Origin of the sequence: Klebsiella sp. JN_Kp126, from assembly GCF_033843325.1 — a bacterium.
Taxonomy (GTDB): domain Bacteria; phylum Pseudomonadota; class Gammaproteobacteria; order Enterobacterales; family Enterobacteriaceae; genus Klebsiella; species Klebsiella michiganensis.
On sequence record NZ_JAWXQV010000096.1, the window covers coordinates 44356 to 59247 of the forward strand.

The 14892-nt window shown below is 56.5% G+C and carries 13 protein-coding genes; 5 read left to right on the forward strand and 8 right to left on the reverse strand.

Going from position 1 to position 14892, the window contains the following annotated elements:
* Positions 1 to 166: 166 nt before the first annotated feature.
* The 4 genes from SIK97_RS27300 to SIK97_RS27315 all read right to left on the reverse strand — a co-directional run bounded on the left by SIK97_RS27300 (position 167) and on the right by SIK97_RS27315 (position 6158).
* The gene (locus tag SIK97_RS27300) at positions 167 to 3247 is read right to left on the reverse strand and encodes an efflux RND transporter permease subunit (RefSeq protein WP_047724135.1); all 3081 of its coding nucleotides are present in this window, start codon (positions 3245 to 3247) and stop codon (positions 167 to 169) included.
* Positions 3244 to 4353, reverse strand: a complete 1110-nt coding sequence (locus SIK97_RS27305; protein ID WP_047724136.1) for an efflux RND transporter periplasmic adaptor subunit — start codon at positions 4351 to 4353, stop codon at positions 3244 to 3246. Before SIK97_RS27305 ends, SIK97_RS27300 begins: the two co-directional genes overlap by 4 nt.
* A gap of 75 nt (positions 4354 to 4428) precedes the next feature.
* The gene (locus tag SIK97_RS27310) at positions 4429 to 5043 is read right to left on the reverse strand and encodes a TetR/AcrR family transcriptional regulator (RefSeq protein ID WP_014838012.1); all 615 of its coding nucleotides are present in this window, start codon (positions 5041 to 5043) and stop codon (positions 4429 to 4431) included.
* Between the two features lie 275 nt (positions 5044 to 5318).
* Entirely contained in the window at positions 5319 to 6158 is an 840-nt protein-coding gene (locus tag SIK97_RS27315) for an AraC family transcriptional regulator (RefSeq protein ID WP_025106187.1), read from the reverse strand.
* 200 nt (positions 6159 to 6358) lie between these two features.
* Here SIK97_RS27315 and SIK97_RS27320 point away from each other — a divergent pair, with 200 nt between their 5' ends.
* Entirely contained in the window at positions 6359 to 7666 is a 1308-nt protein-coding gene (locus SIK97_RS27320) for an alpha-glucosidase/alpha-galactosidase (protein WP_047724137.1), read from the forward strand.
* A 184-nt stretch (positions 7667 to 7850) separates the two neighbouring features.
* On the opposite strand, the gene SIK97_RS27325 is transcribed toward SIK97_RS27320, so the two are convergent.
* Together SIK97_RS27325 and SIK97_RS27330 are read right to left on the reverse strand one after the other, a co-directional pair.
* The gene (locus SIK97_RS27325) at positions 7851 to 8213 is read right to left on the reverse strand and encodes a RamA family antibiotic efflux transcriptional regulator (protein ID WP_004849595.1); all 363 of its coding nucleotides are present in this window, start codon (positions 8211 to 8213) and stop codon (positions 7851 to 7853) included.
* Positions 8214 to 8303: 90 nt separating this feature from the next.
* A complete protein-coding gene (locus tag SIK97_RS27330; RefSeq protein ID WP_047724138.1) occupies positions 8304 to 8894 on the reverse strand; it encodes a TetR/AcrR family transcriptional regulator C-terminal domain-containing protein in 591 nt (196 codons plus the stop codon).
* A gap of 164 nt (positions 8895 to 9058) precedes the next feature.
* On the opposite strand from SIK97_RS27330, the gene SIK97_RS27335 reads away from it, so the two are divergent.
* Positions 9059 to 10495 carry a DHA2 family efflux MFS transporter permease subunit gene (locus tag SIK97_RS27335; RefSeq protein ID WP_047724139.1) on the forward strand — a complete coding sequence of 479 codons (1437 nt, stop codon included), beginning with the start codon at positions 9059 to 9061 and terminating at the stop codon, positions 10493 to 10495.
* 164 nt (positions 10496 to 10659) lie between these two features.
* Here the strand turns inward: SIK97_RS27335 and SIK97_RS27340 are convergent, their stop codons facing one another.
* On the reverse strand, positions 10660 to 11445 hold the full coding sequence (locus tag SIK97_RS27340) for an SDR family oxidoreductase (RefSeq protein WP_032749718.1): 786 nt from the start codon (positions 11443 to 11445) through the stop codon (positions 10660 to 10662).
* Between the two features lie 51 nt (positions 11446 to 11496).
* Positions 11497 to 12393: a GntR family transcriptional regulator gene (locus SIK97_RS27345; RefSeq protein ID WP_014838004.1), complete on the reverse strand. Its 897-nt coding sequence runs from the start codon at positions 12391 to 12393 to the stop codon at positions 11497 to 11499.
* A gap of 190 nt (positions 12394 to 12583) precedes the next feature.
* On the opposite strand from SIK97_RS27345, the gene SIK97_RS27350 reads away from it, so the two are divergent.
* The 3 genes from SIK97_RS27350 to SIK97_RS27360 are packed head-to-tail and all read left to right on the forward strand — an operon-like array spanning position 12584 to position 14887.
* The gene (locus SIK97_RS27350; protein ID WP_014228697.1) at positions 12584 to 13396 is read left to right on the forward strand and encodes an ABC transporter substrate-binding protein; all 813 of its coding nucleotides are present in this window, start codon (positions 12584 to 12586) and stop codon (positions 13394 to 13396) included.
* Between the two features lie 28 nt (positions 13397 to 13424).
* Positions 13425 to 14150 carry an amino acid ABC transporter permease gene (locus SIK97_RS27355; RefSeq protein WP_025106181.1) on the forward strand — a complete coding sequence of 242 codons (726 nt, stop codon included), beginning with the start codon at positions 13425 to 13427 and terminating at the stop codon, positions 14148 to 14150.
* Positions 14147 to 14887 (forward strand): amino acid ABC transporter ATP-binding protein, encoded by a 741-nt coding sequence (locus tag SIK97_RS27360; protein ID WP_004849580.1) that lies wholly within the window; start codon positions 14147 to 14149, stop codon positions 14885 to 14887. Before SIK97_RS27355 ends, SIK97_RS27360 begins: the two co-directional genes overlap by 4 nt.
* The last annotated feature ends 5 nt before the right edge of the window (positions 14888 to 14892 follow it).

The window sequence follows — 14892 nt, forward strand, 5'->3', positions numbered from 1 at the left end:
TTACCCTCGACGATGGTAGAAAAATGGTGGAATTTGTCTCATGCTAACATGGGAGCCAATATTCATCGCTATATTCAGGCGTGATGAAAAGCGCCGCGGACTGCGGCGCTTTTCTCTGCTTTCGGACGGTCATGCCAGGCGCTCGTTGAGCAGGCAGGCGAGCGCCTTAATGTTGTTCAGCATGGCGCCGGGCTTCAGGACGGATCCTGAACCAGATCGCATACATGGCGGGCAAGAACACCAGCGTCATGATGGTTCCCCCCAACGTCCCGCCAATCAGGGTATAGGCGAGCGTCCCCCAGAACACCGAATGGGTCAGAGGAATGAACGCCAGAACGGCGGCCATGGCCGTCAGTAAGACGGGCCTGGCTCTCTGCACCGTCGCTTCGATGACCGCATGGTACGGATCGAGACCTTCTTTCTCATTATGGTGAATCTGTCCGATAAGAATCAGCGTATTACGCATCAGAATGCCCGAAAGCGCAATCAGCCCGACGAGGGCGTTGATACCAAATGGCTGATTGAAAAGCAGCAGCGCGGGAACCACGCCGACAAGCCCGAGCGGAGCGGTTAGAAATACCATAACCATGGCCGACATTGAGCGCACCTGCACAATGATGATCAGCAGCGTCAGGGCGATCATGATGGGGAACAGCGGCGCCATCGCCCGGGTGGCTTTAGCCGATTCCTCAATGGAACCCGCCATTTCGATGCGGTACCCGGGCGGAAGCGAGTCCACAATCGGCTGCAGCTGTTTCATGATGGAGGCGGAAACGTCCGGAGGCTGAAGATTGTCGGCAATATCCCCCCGCACGGTAATCGTGGGCGTTCTGTCGCGGCGACGCAGTAAAGGATCTTCCATTCTGACCTCCACCTTCCCGATTTGCGCGAGCGGGATGCGCTGGCCCGCATTGCCGACCAGGCTAAACCCTTCAATTTTGGCCGGATCCAGACGTATATCCCCCGCGGCGCGCCCCGTCACCTGCACCGAGCGAATATCTTCCCGCACGGCGGTGATGGGAATGCCCGATAGCAGGAACTGGAGCTGCTGAGCAACGGCATTGGACGTTAAGCCGGTTGCCTGTAGACGGTCCTGATCGAGGGTGAAATGCAGTGTCGGCACGCGCGATCCCCAGTCGGTGTTGACGGTCCTCATCATCGGGCTTGCCTGCAGCACGCCCTTAACCCGGTCCGCGATGTCGCGCAGTGTATCGGTATCCGGCCCCATCACTCGCCAGGCGACCGGGAAAGGGGAATACGGGCCAAACACCAGCTGCGTCACGCGAACGCGTGCTTCAGGCGCCAGTCCGCTGGCCACGGCTTGCCGCAGCCGCAATTTGAGCGCATCGCGTGATGCCTGGCTGTCCGTCAATATCACTATTTTGGCAAACGACGGGTCGGGGAGTTCGGGGGCCATCGCCAGGTAAAAACGCGGTGAACCCTGGCCAATGTAGGCGGTAACTATCCTGGCTTCTGGCTGTTTTTCCAACCAGTCCTCTATTTTGGCCGTTGCCGCGCTGGTCTGCTCAATCGAGGTGCCATAGGGCATCTGCACTTCAACGAGCACTTCCGGGCGGTCAGAGGTGGGGAAAAACTGTTTTTTCACCAGCCCCATCCCCATGACCGCCAGCGCGAAAAGCGCGATGACGGAACCGGCCACGAGCCATTTCCTGGCGATAACGCGGGTCAGCAGGCGGCGAAAGCGGTTATAGCGCGGCGTGTCATAGATGGCGGTATGCCCCCCTTCTACCTTTGCGATATCCGGCAGCATTTTCACCCCCAGATAAGGGGTGAAAACAACGGCGACCAGCCATGAGGCAATCAGGGCGAGGCCGACAATCCAGAACATATTGCTGGTGTATTCCCCGGCGGTGGACTGGGCGAAACCATTCGGCATAAAGCCGATAGCCGTGACCAGGGTACCGGCCAGCATGGGCGCGGCGGTATGGCTCCAGGCGTAGGCGGAGGCTTTGATTCTGTCGTAGCCCTCCTCCATTTTCACCACCATCATTTCGATGGCGATTATCGCGTCGTCAACCAGTAAGCCCAGCGCAAGAATCAGGGAGCCCAGCGTCACGCGGTCAAAGTTGATACCGGCGGCCTCCATCACCACAAAAACAACCGCCAGCGTCAGGGGAACCGCCGCCGCGACCACGACCCCCACGCGCCACCCCATGCTGACAAAACAGACCACCATCACCACGAGCAGGGCGACGAAGAATTTGATCATAAACTCATCGACTGCGGCGCTGATATTCACGGACTGATCGGTGACTTTCGTCAGGGTCATCCCCAGCGGCATACTGGCATTGATTTTTGCCGTTTCGGCATCCAGCGCTTTACCCAACGCCAGCCCATTCCAGCCTTCACGCATCACGATCCCCAGCAGCAGCGCCGGTTCATGTTGATTACGAATCTGCAAAGTGGGCGGATCTTCATAACCGCGTTCTACCGTTGCCACGTCGGACAGCTTGAGCGTTTTACCCTGAGCAATAAATGGCGTATCGCGGATCTTCTGCAATTCATCGAAAGCGCCATCGAGGCGGATAAAGATCTGCGCGCCGCGCGTTTCAATTGAACCTGCCGCGGTTAATGCGTTCTGGTTATTCAGCGCATTGAAAATATCCTGCGGCGAGAGCCCCATGGTAGCCAGACGCTCATGGGAGAAGGAGATATAAATCCGTTCGGCCTGTTCGCCGATAATATTGACTTTCTTGACCCCCGGGACGTGCAGGAGCTGCTGGCGTAACGTTTCGGCATCGCGGACCAGCAGGCGCTGCGGTTCTCCTTTCGCTTTCAGCGCAAACAGGGCGAAAGTGACGTCGGCAAATTCATCATTTATCATCGGCCCCGTCACGCCGGCGGGGAGGTTTCTGCTTTCATCGCCAAGCTTCTTCCGCGCCTGGTAGAACTCTTCCTGCACCTGTGATGGCGGCGTATTGTCCTGGAGTGAGAGCGTGATAAAGGCCATGCCGGGCCGGGTATAGGTTTCCGTGCGGTCATACCATTTGAGCTCCTGCAGGCGTTTTTCCAGCGGCTCAGCCACCTGATCCTGCATCTCCTGCGCGGTCGCGCCGGGCCAGACGGTGATAACCGTCATTTGCTTAACCGTAAAGGGGGGATCCTCCGCTCGCCCGAGGCCAAAAAAGGCGTAAATACCAGCGATAGTCACCAGAATAATTAAAAACAGCGTGACCGAGCGCTCGCGCACCGCAAGCGCTGACAGATTAAAGCGGCCCTGGCTCATGGTTTACCCCCCGTCCGGGCCGTATCCGGTTGCCCGGCCAGGCGGACAGCCTCGCCCTCGTGCAGAAGATGCGCCCCTAGCGCAACGATCTTCTCACCGAGCTTCACCTCGCCCGTTACCTGCGCCGCCTCCTCGCCCACGCTCAGCACCTTGACGGGCTGCCATGCGACCCTGGCTGGCTGCGCGGAGATCCGCCAGACGCCCGGTCCCTTGCCCGCATCATAAAGCGCGGCCAGCGGCACCTGCATGACCTGGCTTTCCCCACTCTGTTTTTTGATGTGCAGCGTTACTGTCGCCCCCAGCGGCGCGTTGGCTAACGGGCCTTCCAGCACGTACCGCGCCTCAAAGGTACGGGTGGTGGCATCGGCGGCATCGGAAAGCAGGCGCAGTTTTGCGGCGACGGGCTGCGTTTCGTCGCCATAGCGCGTCGCCAGCGCTTCGCTGCCGATGGCGGGGCGCAGCGTCTCCGGCAGCTGTACCAGCGCCTCTCGCTGCCCCGCCCTGGCCAGCCGGATCACCGCCTGCCCGGCACTAACGACCTGACCGGGTTCGGCAAGCGTCTCCATCACCACGCCGTCAGAGTCGGCCAGCAGCACGGCATAGCCCGTGGCATTTTGCGCCACGTTTGCCTGCGCCTGGGCTGCGCTGAGATCCGCTTTCGCGGAATCTGCCGCCGCTTTGATCTGGTCATACTCCGAGGCGGAGACTGCGCCAGCGCCAACGAGGCCACGGTAGCGCGCCTCATCGCTGATGGCTTTTCGCGCCCGCGCCCTGGCGGCGTCAACGGCCTGTTGCTGAGCCACGGCCTGCAGCTTCAGGTCGGCGGGATCCAGCCGCATCAGCGGCTGACCGCGCTTAACGGTCTGGCCAGTATCAACAAAGCGTTCAAGGATCTTACCCTGCACTCTAAAACCAAGATCGCTTTGCGTTCTTGCCACCACCACGCCGGTATAGGTGCGAGAGGTATCGTGCGCGAGTTCTACGGATGCGGATCTGACGAGCGGCGGCTGGGTGCGCGGATCGTCACTCGAGGCGTTATCACCGCAGGCCACGAGGGCCAACGGCAGAAGACAAGCGGCAAAGCGGGCTGAATGAAGCCTGAGCATGGGAAACCCTTAATCAAATAACAGGATGGTTTCCGCATTCTCAGACTAGTGACCAATAAAGTCAATGGTCACAAATCAGGGGGCCAGGCTTCTTAAAATCAGCGACGAGAGAAGAACCGCCGCCGTTGGGGCCGTTTCGAGATTAAACTGCAGTTGAACAGGATTGATGAAGGGGCACATCACCATATATATCGCATAAGTGGCTTCATCAAGGGGGGTTTTCCTTTCGAACTCCCCGGCCTGCCTGCCTTCGACAAGAATGCTCTCAATCAGCTTTAACAGCCGTTCCGCATACCTTTCTGTTGAAGGCCACTTCTCCCGCGAGGCGACGGCGGCAATATCGTAGAGTTTACGATCGTGAAAAAAGAGTTCGCTCCCCGCTTCGGTGAGCGCCCGGAAGAGGCGGCGTAATTTTTCGCTGGCTGACGGCGCGTCAGCCACCGCTGAGAGTACCGCGGCCATGATCATTTCCAGGCGGTTAGCGCAGATCACTTCGCCGATAGCCTGTTTGGATTCGAAAAACTTATAGATATAAGATTTTGAAAAACCGATAGATTTAGCCAGCTCCGCCACGGTGGTTTTTTCATAGCCGTAATGCCCGAAATGCTCAAAGGCAGCGTCGACGATTTGCTCCCGGACGCTGTGATCGAGCGGGCCGCGTGATGATGGGACGTTCATATTCTTAGTCATTTTTTCAGCTTAGCGTGATGCGCCTTGATTGACAACAAGTGACCATTTTATAATTAAGTCACGATTTCGACTTGTTTCAGGATCGCGCAATATCATCCTCACAGGTGACGGCACCTGCCCGGAGCGTCCGCGTCAGGCGACATACGCTGTTGGGCCAGATTCGGATGCTCTCAGAGCAAAATTGTACCAGACAAAATCCTTTGCCAACAAAAGCATCGGCTCCGTGGATGACTGCTTAACTCAACCTCAACGCACAGTTGAATATGAGGCGGACGTCATCTCAGCGCCTGCTGTTCAGAAAGGTATTTTTGCCGCCATTTAGCCGGAGATACGCCGTACAGCTTCCTGAAGGCTTTAGAAAAATGCAGCTGATTTTCATAGCCGACGGAAATGCCCACGACTTTAATCGCCGTAGCGCTGTTTTTCAGCAGGCTCACTGCGATATTCATACGAAAATTAAGCAAGTATTCCCTGGGGCCGATACCGTAGGCGCCTTTGAACAATCGGCAGAGGTAGCTGCGATTGATATTGCAATAGGCGGCCAGGCTATCAACCGTCAGATGTTCGTGGTAGCGATTTTCAATTTTTTTGATCGCCCTTTGCAGATGCCGGGTTTTGTCATCAGGGAGGGAAGCCTTTTCGCCGGGCGTATTGCTGATTAGCGAAGAAAAGAAGAGATAGCACAATCCCTGCACCTTCAGCGGATGCTCATCGCCATGTTCGACAATTTGCCGCAGGTAGCCAGAGGCGCTGGAGTCGTCTTTATTCAGGTTGGGGCGATAAACCGGAGATTGCCGGCTAAGATGACACTCCTCGAAAATTCTGGCGGCAATCAGCCCATCGACCTCAAGCCACATATAATGCCACGGATCCCTATTATCAGCGCAGTAGGTTGTCACCTCATGGGGATGGATCAGAAACCCCTCCCCGGCGCCGACAGGAAAAGCGCCAAACTCACTGTAAAATGTGCCAGTTCCACTTATCACATAATGAAATAGGTAATGCTGGCGGACTGCGGGGCCAAAGCGGTGTCCCTTATGACAATTCTCCTCGCCGTACTGGTACAAATTCAATTCGATATTGTCGGTATGATTAAGGGTAAAAGTCTTGTGCATCAGTCGCGCTCTCTCTTTTTCACCCACGTTATCAGAGATGCCTGCAGTAAAGTCACCGCGTTTCAGCCAGATTCGGAGCTGGCTCACACTTTCATAGCGACATCATTTTTCGCCATACCAATATCACATTTAGCCATATTTCCTGTTCATGCCGCAGCGTACATTCTGCCTGGTGAAAACAGCAGGAACGGAGAAATACCATGATTAAAGTGACATTTATGGGCGCAGGCAGCACCATTTTCGCCAGGAACGTACTCGGCGACATTATGACGACGCCGGCGTTGAAAGAGGTGGAGATTGCGCTGTACGACATCGACAGCGCCCGTCTCAATGAATCCCTCGCCATGTTGAATAATATCAACCGCAATACCAATGCGGGCAGAGCGAAGATCGCCGCCTACCTTGGCGTTGAGAACCGCCGCGCGGCGTTGAAAAACGCCAATTACGTGGTGAATGCTATTCAGGTTGGCGGCTACGATCCGTGTACCATCACCGATTTCACGATCGCGAAAAAATATGGTCTTCAGCAAACTATTGCCGATACCCTGGGCATTGGCGGTATCTTCCGCGCGCTGCGCACCCTACCCGTGCTGTTTGATTTCGCACGGGATATTGAAGCCGTGTGCCCGGACGCCTGGCTGCTGAACTACACCAATCCGATGGCCACGATAACCGGCGCCATGCTGCGCCATACGGAAGTGAAAACGGTAGGACTGTGCCACAGCGTTCAGGTGTGTGCTGAAACGCTGTTGAAAAGCGTGGATATGCCAACCGACGACGTGCAATTTCATATCGCGGGTATTAATCACATGGCCTGGCTGCTGGACATTCGCCGTCACGGCGAGGATTTGTACCCGGAAATCAAGCGCCGGGCCAGCGCCCTGCAGGGCAAGCATGATGATATGGTGCGCCATGAAATCATGAAAACTTTCGGCTATTACGTCACCGAATCGTCAGAGCACAACGCCGAATACATGCCTTACTGGATCAAACGCAGCTACCCGGAGCTGATTGAACGCTTCAATATCCCGCTGGATGAATATCCGCGCCGGTGTATTGAACAGATTGACCAATGGCAGCAGCAGAAACTGGCGCTGACCCATGACACCAGCCTGACCCACAGCCGTACCCATGAATACGCGTCTTACATCATCGAAGCGATGGAAACCGATCGGCCTTACAAAATTGGCGGTAACGTGCTCAACACCGGCCTGATTACCAACTTACCTTCCGAGGCCTGCGTCGAAGTCCCTTGCCTGGTCGATGGCCAGGGCGTCACGCCGTGCTACGTCGGCAATTTGCCGGAGCAGCTGGCAGCGCTGAACCGGACCAACATCAATACTCAGCTGTTGACCATCGAAGCGGCGGTGACGCGCAAACGCGAAGCCATCTACCATGCCGCCCTGCTCGACCCGCATACTTCCGCAGAGCTGTCGATCGATGACATCCGCAAACTGTGCGACGAACTTATTAAAGCACACGGCAGCTGGCTTCCCGCCTACCATTAATCGCTCTGCTGACCAGCAACCTCCTGATAACTCACCAGGCGCGGCGTTTTCCGCGCCGTTCCCCATGTTTACTCAAAGAACAGGAGGTTTTGTCTTTTCGGCGCTGTCTGTTTTTCTATTTTTTGATAAATCTCTTCGCATCGATTTATCTGCGGCGGCTTTGCCAGGGCTATCGGAAAGGAGATTAAGATTCAGCCTTACCCGGTACGTAACAGGCTGTTTTGTTTTTCTTGCGATATTCACCGGGCGGCAAATGAAAATGACGCGTAAATAATCGGGTGAATGTTTGCTGCGAGTCATAGCCGTAGCGCAAACCAATACTGTAAATATTCTCATCGGTCTCGCGTAAATCGCGGGCCGCTGAGTCCAGTTTTTTATTACGGATATAGCGCCCGAGGCTCTCGCCTCTATATTGCAAGAACAAACGCTGCAGGTACCATTTGGAATACCCTGAATAACGGGCTATCTGTTCTATACGCAGTGGTTTATGTAAGTTATTGTCGATCCAGTCAATGATGACGGCTATCACTGTTTCGGAAATAAACATGTCGCCTCCCCTTCTAAATGCTGCCGGTTTTATCAAGATAGTTTTTGCGTAAGGTATGCACATCATGTTGTCACCGGCACAGCGTGAAGCTCAGGGCACTAATAACCCTTTCATTATCAACGACAGACCGAATTCGAACGCAGTATCCGGATGGGGATACACCAGCGATTCGATAGAGGCACTTCCTGGCGATGGCTTTGATAAAATTTGATTACCATCACCGCCCGAGCGGGACTGCTCCTCTAATACGCATCCCAGGGTGTATTCACTCAGAGTGAGTAATATCATTGCGGCGTCGGCTTCAGTGAAACCGACGCGCGCAAGATACGCCACCTTGGGACGAAACGTATCCCCTCCCACCCGGGCCGGTGATGTCCCGGCATGTAACAGGGCGCCGTCCCGATGGGCGAGCAGAGCGCGCCGGAAACTACGGGCGTTTTCCGCCAGCCAGTTTGCCCATTCAGCAATGTCTTCGGGGACAGGCAGGGAATGGTGTTTGGCCAAAACCGCGGAAGCCATTTCTTCAAGTAAACTGGCCTTGTTCTTGAAATGCCAGTACAACGTCGCTGATTCCACCCCCAATTTTTGTGCCAGCTTACGGGTCGTAATCGCTTCCAGGCCGACCTCATCTAATAATGCTAATGCTGCCTCAATCACCTGATCTCGCTGGATTTTCGCCATGATATTCCCCCTTTATTGATGCATCAAACCGGCCAGTGGTCTGTGAAGCGCCATTTTGTCTGAACTCAGCGCCTGACGGAATCTTTAATGCAAATAAATCTATCATTGATAGCTTTATTGATCAATGATAGATTTCTTCGCTCATCGTCCTTAGGGGGCTTTTTATGAATATCAATCAAGACAAGCGGGTCAAGGAAACAACCCATCCGCGACCGATAAACGACATACCTCCGACGCTGTGGATGCAGGCGGCCATCATCACCCTGGGGGCGTTTGCAACGATGCTCTCATCAACGATGCTGAGCGCGGCGCTGCCCGCGATGGCCGCCGGCCTTGGCGTGACGGACACGGCAATACAATGGATAGCAACGGCGTATCTTATGGCCCTTGCGGCAGGCGTTCCGCTTAGCGCATGGGCGGCCAGGCGGTTTGGCGCTACGCAGCTTTGGCTCTATGGCCTTATTTTATTTGCGATTTTTTCGGCAGTTTGCGCCCTTTCCCCGCGTTTTGAGGTGCTGCTTGCTGCAAGAGTTATGCAAGGCCTGGCAGGGGGATTACTCGTACCGGCAGGGCAAACGATCCTTGGTCTGGTCGTCGGACGCGAACGTCTGGGGCGGGTGATTGGCACGATTGGCGTGGCGATCGTCATTGCTCCCTTGCTGGGAACATCGCTGGGCGCGGTCCTGCTTGAACTCTGCGGATGGCGAGGGTTATTTTGGATCACGGTGCCGTTCTGTCTGTGCGCCTGTCTTGCCGGATGGAAGCTGCTTCCCCGTCCAACAATAAAAACTGACAGGCCCCTCTCCCTGGACTGGCTGGGACTGGCGCTGGTCTTCTGCAGCCTGCCGATGCTGATGGAAGGCATGAAAGAGCTCAGCCTGAATAGTGGTAAATATGGCTGGAACGTCATCATGCTCAGCGTGGGCGCCCTGTTCACCTGCTTGTTTATTTATCGCTCTTTGCGCATTGAATCCCCCTTACTGCATCTCGAGCTTTTCAAGCATCGGGGTTTCACTTTATCTGCCGTATTGATGGCTATCGGCGGCGCAGTGAATTTTGGCGGTCAGTTCCTGCTTCCTTTATATTTCCGCGACGTTTGCCATGTAACGCTTGCTGAAGTGGGCCTGCTTCTCACCCCTCAGTTAATCGGCTCGGCGATAGGATTTCCGGTGGCCGGCTACTTCGCTGATAAGCTGGGGCCACGAACGGTGCTTATCATTGGCGGTTTGCTCGCGGCGTTTGCCACATTGCCACTGACAATGATTGATGCGGGAAGTCGCTATGCGCTTGTGGGGGGCGCAATAGCGGTCAGAGGGTTCGGTTTAGCCCTGGCAACTGTGCCCGCGATGGCTGCGGGCCTGGCTATGGCTGGCAGCCGTCACGTCGCTGATGCCGCACCTGTTCTGAATATCCTCCAGCGCGTTGGGGCGATGGCGGGCGCGGCGCTGGTGACCGCCTGCTACGTCAGATTTGCCCATACCCGGGGGAGCTTAGCCGCGTTTCACCACGCCGGGTGGCTACTTACCGGCGGGGCCGTACTGCTCGCGCTTTGCGCATTATTTATGGTGAACCATTCCACTTTAACAACGCCGGAAGAATAAACCCGTTATACAGAAAATGAATCGCTGTCAGAGCCGATCCCAATGCCTGCTGGTTAAATTTGCAGTAATGGATTTCGTTGCCTGCAAAATAAACAATTCGGAGCGGCTGATAGGCAGTCATGCCAGCCCGATGCGAACCGGCTGGCATGGCGCACTCTCGCTGGCTAAATCGCGCCGATCAATCCCCCATCAACCCGAATCACCGCGCCGGTAATGTAGCTGGCAGGCTGGCTTGCCAGAAACGCAGCGACGGCGCCGTACTCCTGCGGTTCGCCATAGCGCCCGGCCGGAATGCTCTGACGACTCTTTTCGGCGACCGCTTCCGCACTGCTGTTTTCCCGTTGCGCCTTGAGAGCATCCAGCTGACTGACGCGGTCGGTCGCGATGCGCCCTGGCACCATCACATTCACCGTCACGCCGTCGCCAGCCACTTCGCTGGCGAGGGTTTTCGACCAGCCGAGCAGGCTCATGCGCAGCGCGTTCGACAGGGCGAGTCCGGGAATGGGGGTTATCACGCCGGATGAAGTGGTGGTAATAATGCGTCCCCAGCCGCGGCTGCGCATGGCGGGCAGGAGTTTATCGGTGAGCTGAATCAACGAGGCGACCATGACTGAAAACTGCTGTTGCCAGACTGCGCCATCCGTCCCCTGCGCCGGTGCGGGCGGCGGACCACCGGAGTTGTTAACCAGAATATCGATATCGCCCCACCGCTCGCGGATATCGGCAATCACTCGATCAAACTGCTCCGGGGCGGCGAGATCCAACCGCCAGGCGTGGGCAGTACCGCCCAATAAGGTGATACGTTCCACCGTTTGCGCCAGTTTTTCCGCGCTGCGGCCGGTGACCGCCACCTTCACCCCTTCCTGCGCCAGGGACAGGGCAATAGCCTGTCCCAGACCACTGCCGGCACCGCAGACCAGCGCCACACGTTGTTGTATCTGAAAATCCATAAGTGCTCCTGATTGTATTTTCAGAAGCAACATGTGCAAGAGCGATGCCAGTTATGCGCGGGCGTTTTTAACATTGACCTGGTCAAAGGCGTATTGCAGATGCGTTCTCATCAACTCTGCCGCCAGTTCCGGCTTGTTCTCTCGCAGAGCATCGATGATGGCAACATGCTCTTCACACCACGCTTTTACGCGGCGCTTATTGTGATAGCTGCCAAACTCCAGCAGACGGCGCAGCCGGTTTTGTTGCTGAATGGCCTGTAACACGAACAGGTTGCCGCTGGCTTCTGCCAGCAGCTCGTGAAACTCAGCGTCGGTTTCGAAAATCTCTTTTGCCGGCACCTGCGTAATATCCGGGTGGGTGATGAGCCGCAGATGCCGGGCGCGCAGGCGTTTAAGCATCTGCCTGTCCACATGCAGGCCGGGCGTCAGCAGCGCCGTCGGTTCAATCATCAGGCGAAAACCGTAGCTGTTGCGTAGGGCGACATCGGAGTTGAGGGTTTGCAGGAAGCGCCAGCCGTGCCCCGCGTTACGGGCAATCAGGCCGTCCTCCGATAGCTTGACCAGCGTACGGGTCAGCACGCCGCGATCGACATCATAGCGCTGGCTGATTTCGGTCTGGGTAAACGATTCCGGCAGCGCACCCGCAATACGATCGTGTACCAGCTGCTCGTACAGCTTCTGATCATTGCTCTTGGACTGCTCAATCTCCAGCAGCTCCAGCTCATTGCTGCGTTTAAGCAGGAAAAAGCCCTGATTCGGACGCGCTTCAACCGCCCCCATTCGGGTCAACTCTTTTAGCCCGGCGCGCACCGGCGTACGCGACACGCCCAGCGCATCGGCAAGATGTTGCTCCCGTAAATGATGACCTGGATCGAATTTTGCTTCGGATATCAGGTCGAGTATTTGCCGGGCAATCCGGCGACTGCTCGCAGTGGAGTCAGGCTGCATGGAGAACGGTTCCCTGAAATGCATTGTTGTGATCGATATATACAATATCACGGGCAACAAAACGCAGCAAAACAAAGCAAGGACTGCACGATTAGCGTGCAATACGCACCAGGATGAGACATTTTTTCACACGCTTGATTGTATTTATTGACTCAATAAATTCAATTTAAATCTTAACCAGGAGACGACTATGTCCAGCAATTCTTTACTGTTTCGCCGCGTGCGTACCTTGATGTTCGCGCTGACCGCACTTCCGCTGGTAAGCCATGCAGCGGTGGAAACCATCGCCCCGGGCAAGCTGACCTACGGCACGGCGGCGACGTTTATGCCTTTTGAGTTCGTGAAAGAGGGCAAGCTCACCGGCTTCGATATCGACCTGATTAACGCGCTAAGCAAAGAGATCCGGCTGACGCCTGCGCCGATGCCGATGGAGTTCAAAGGGCTTATCCCAGCGCTGCAGGGGAAACGTCTCGATATCATCAACTCCGCCATGTACGTCAACCCGACCCGTGCCGCGCAGGTCGACTTCGTGCCCTATCTGAAAATCGGCAGCCGCGTGGTGGTGAGCAAAGGTAACCCGGCAAAAATCACCGGACGCGACCTGAGCCTCTGCGGCAAAAACATCGCCGTGACGCTCGGCGGGATCGAAGAGAGCCAGGCCCGGGCAGACAACCAGCGCTGCCTGGACGCCAAAAAACCGGCCATTAACGTCATGACGTTCCCCGCCGCCACCGACTCCGCCGTCGCCGTCGCCCAGGGCCGCGCCGATGCCGAGTTCCTCTCCACGCCGGGGACCGTCGCCCTGTTAACCGAAAAAGCGGGCATGTTTGCCGCGGTTGGTGACGAATTCGAAGCGGATACCCATATCGCGTTTGCCGTGCGTAAAGGCGACACCGAAACCCGAGCCCTGCTGGAGAAAGGTCTCCAGGGTCTCGTCAAAAATGGCACCTATAAGCAATTGATTGAGAAGTGGAACTTCCCTGACTCCGTTGCCCTTTTCTAAACCGTTTTGCCATTAACCGGAGAAAGCTATGTCGATCGAACTAATGTGGCAGTACTTCCTCTCACCCGAGTTTGTTCAGGGTGCGTGGATGACGCTACTGATTACCCTCTGCTCACTGTTGTGTGGCGTGGTGCTGGGCCTGGTGTTGGCGCTGTTGCAGGAAGCGCCGTTTCGCGCCGGGAGAGGGCTGGCCTTTTTCTACCTGTGGCTGTTTCGCGGGACGCCGGTGCTGTTCCAGATAATCTTTGTCTACAACGTGCTGCCAGGCTTCGGCTTACGCTTCTCCGCGTTTACCTGTGCAGTGCTGGCGCTTTCGCTTAATGAAGGCGCCTACATGGCGGAAATTCTGCGCTCTGGCCTGCAGGCCGTAAAAAGCGGCCAGCGCACCGCCGGCATGGCGCTCGGGATGACCCACGGGCAGATCATGCGAAAAATCGTGCTGCCTCAGGCCGCACGCATCGTTCTGCCGCCGATGGGTAACCAGATGATCAGCATGCTGAAATCGAGCGCGCTGGTGTCGGTTATCGCCGTTCAGGAGCTGCTGCTGGTCGCCAACCAGACCGCCAGCGCCAGCTTCCGCTACTTCGAAGCGCTTTGCGCCGCCGGTCTCTATTACCTGCTGCTCACCAGCCTGTTCATGATCTTCCAGTCGTGGCTTGAAAGCGTACTGGATCCCAAACAGCGGCGCAGCAAGAGCCAGAAGCGACTGACCCGCCTGTTTAAATTACCGAAAATCGCCCGGGAGGAACCATGAGCGAGAAACCGCTGCTGGAGATGATCGGCATTGATAAGACTTTTGGTCGCCAGACCGTGCTCAAGAACTGCTCACTTGAGGTGCAGCGCGGGGAAACCGTGGTGCTGATTGGGCCATCGGGCTCGGGAAAATCCACCCTGCTACGCTGCGTCAACATGCTCTCACCTGCCGACAGCGGCGACGTCTTTTTCGCCAGCCAGCACATCAGCCGGGGCGAAGTGCCGGTGCACAAACTGCGCCAGCGTATTGGCATGGTGTTCCAGAACTACGAGCTGTTCTCGCACCTGACGGCGGCGGAAAACATCATGCTGGCCCCAATGACGGTGCTGGGGATGAACCGCATTGATGCCCGCACGCTGGCGGACAACCTGCTGGCGAAGGTGCGCATCAACGAACGCGCGGACCACTTTCCGGACGAGCTCTCCGGCGGCCAGCAGCAGCGCGTGGCGATTGCCCGTGCCCTGGCGATGAAGCCCGAGCTGATGCTCTACGACGAACCCACCTCAGCTCTCGACCCGGAGATGATCCGCGAAGTGCTGGAAGTGATGGCAGAACTCAGCGCGGAAGGGATGACCAGCATGGTGGTGACCCACGAGATGGGCTTCGCCCGGCGGGCCGCCAACAACATTCTTTTTATGGAAGACGGCGAAATTATCGATCGCGCCAGCACCGGTGATTTCTTCGCCGGCCACGTCAGCGAGCGCGCGCAGCGCTTCCTGACGCAAATATTACATTAATCACG

Excerpts from the sequence above, each read along its gene's own strand:
- SIK97_RS27300 (WP_047724135.1), bottom strand. The coding sequence starts at position 3,247 with ATGAGCCAGGGCCGCTTTAATCTGTCAGCGCTTGCGGTGCGCGAGCGC.
- SIK97_RS27305 (WP_047724136.1), bottom strand. The coding sequence starts at position 4,353 with ATGCTCAGGCTTCATTCAGCCCGCTTTGCCGCTTGTCTTCTGCCGTTG.
- SIK97_RS27310 (WP_014838012.1), bottom strand. The coding sequence starts at position 5,043 with ATGACTAAGAATATGAACGTCCCATCATCACGCGGCCCGCTCGATCAC.
- SIK97_RS27315 (WP_025106187.1), bottom strand. The coding sequence starts at position 6,158 with ATGCACAAGACTTTTACCCTTAATCATACCGACAATATCGAATTGAAT.
- SIK97_RS27320 (WP_047724137.1), top strand. The coding sequence starts at position 6,359 with ATGATTAAAGTGACATTTATGGGCGCAGGCAGCACCATTTTCGCCAGG.
- SIK97_RS27325 (WP_004849595.1), bottom strand. The coding sequence starts at position 8,213 with ATGTTTATTTCCGAAACAGTGATAGCCGTCATCATTGACTGGATCGAC.
- SIK97_RS27330 (WP_047724138.1), bottom strand. The coding sequence starts at position 8,894 with ATGGCGAAAATCCAGCGAGATCAGGTGATTGAGGCAGCATTAGCATTA.
- SIK97_RS27335 (WP_047724139.1), top strand. The coding sequence starts at position 9,059 with ATGAATATCAATCAAGACAAGCGGGTCAAGGAAACAACCCATCCGCGA.
- SIK97_RS27340 (WP_032749718.1), bottom strand. The coding sequence starts at position 11,445 with ATGGATTTTCAGATACAACAACGTGTGGCGCTGGTCTGCGGTGCCGGC.
- SIK97_RS27345 (WP_014838004.1), bottom strand. The coding sequence starts at position 12,393 with ATGCAGCCTGACTCCACTGCGAGCAGTCGCCGGATTGCCCGGCAAATA.
- SIK97_RS27350 (WP_014228697.1), top strand. The coding sequence starts at position 12,584 with ATGTCCAGCAATTCTTTACTGTTTCGCCGCGTGCGTACCTTGATGTTC.
- SIK97_RS27355 (WP_025106181.1), top strand. The coding sequence starts at position 13,425 with ATGTCGATCGAACTAATGTGGCAGTACTTCCTCTCACCCGAGTTTGTT.
- SIK97_RS27360 (WP_004849580.1), top strand. The coding sequence starts at position 14,147 with ATGAGCGAGAAACCGCTGCTGGAGATGATCGGCATTGATAAGACTTTT.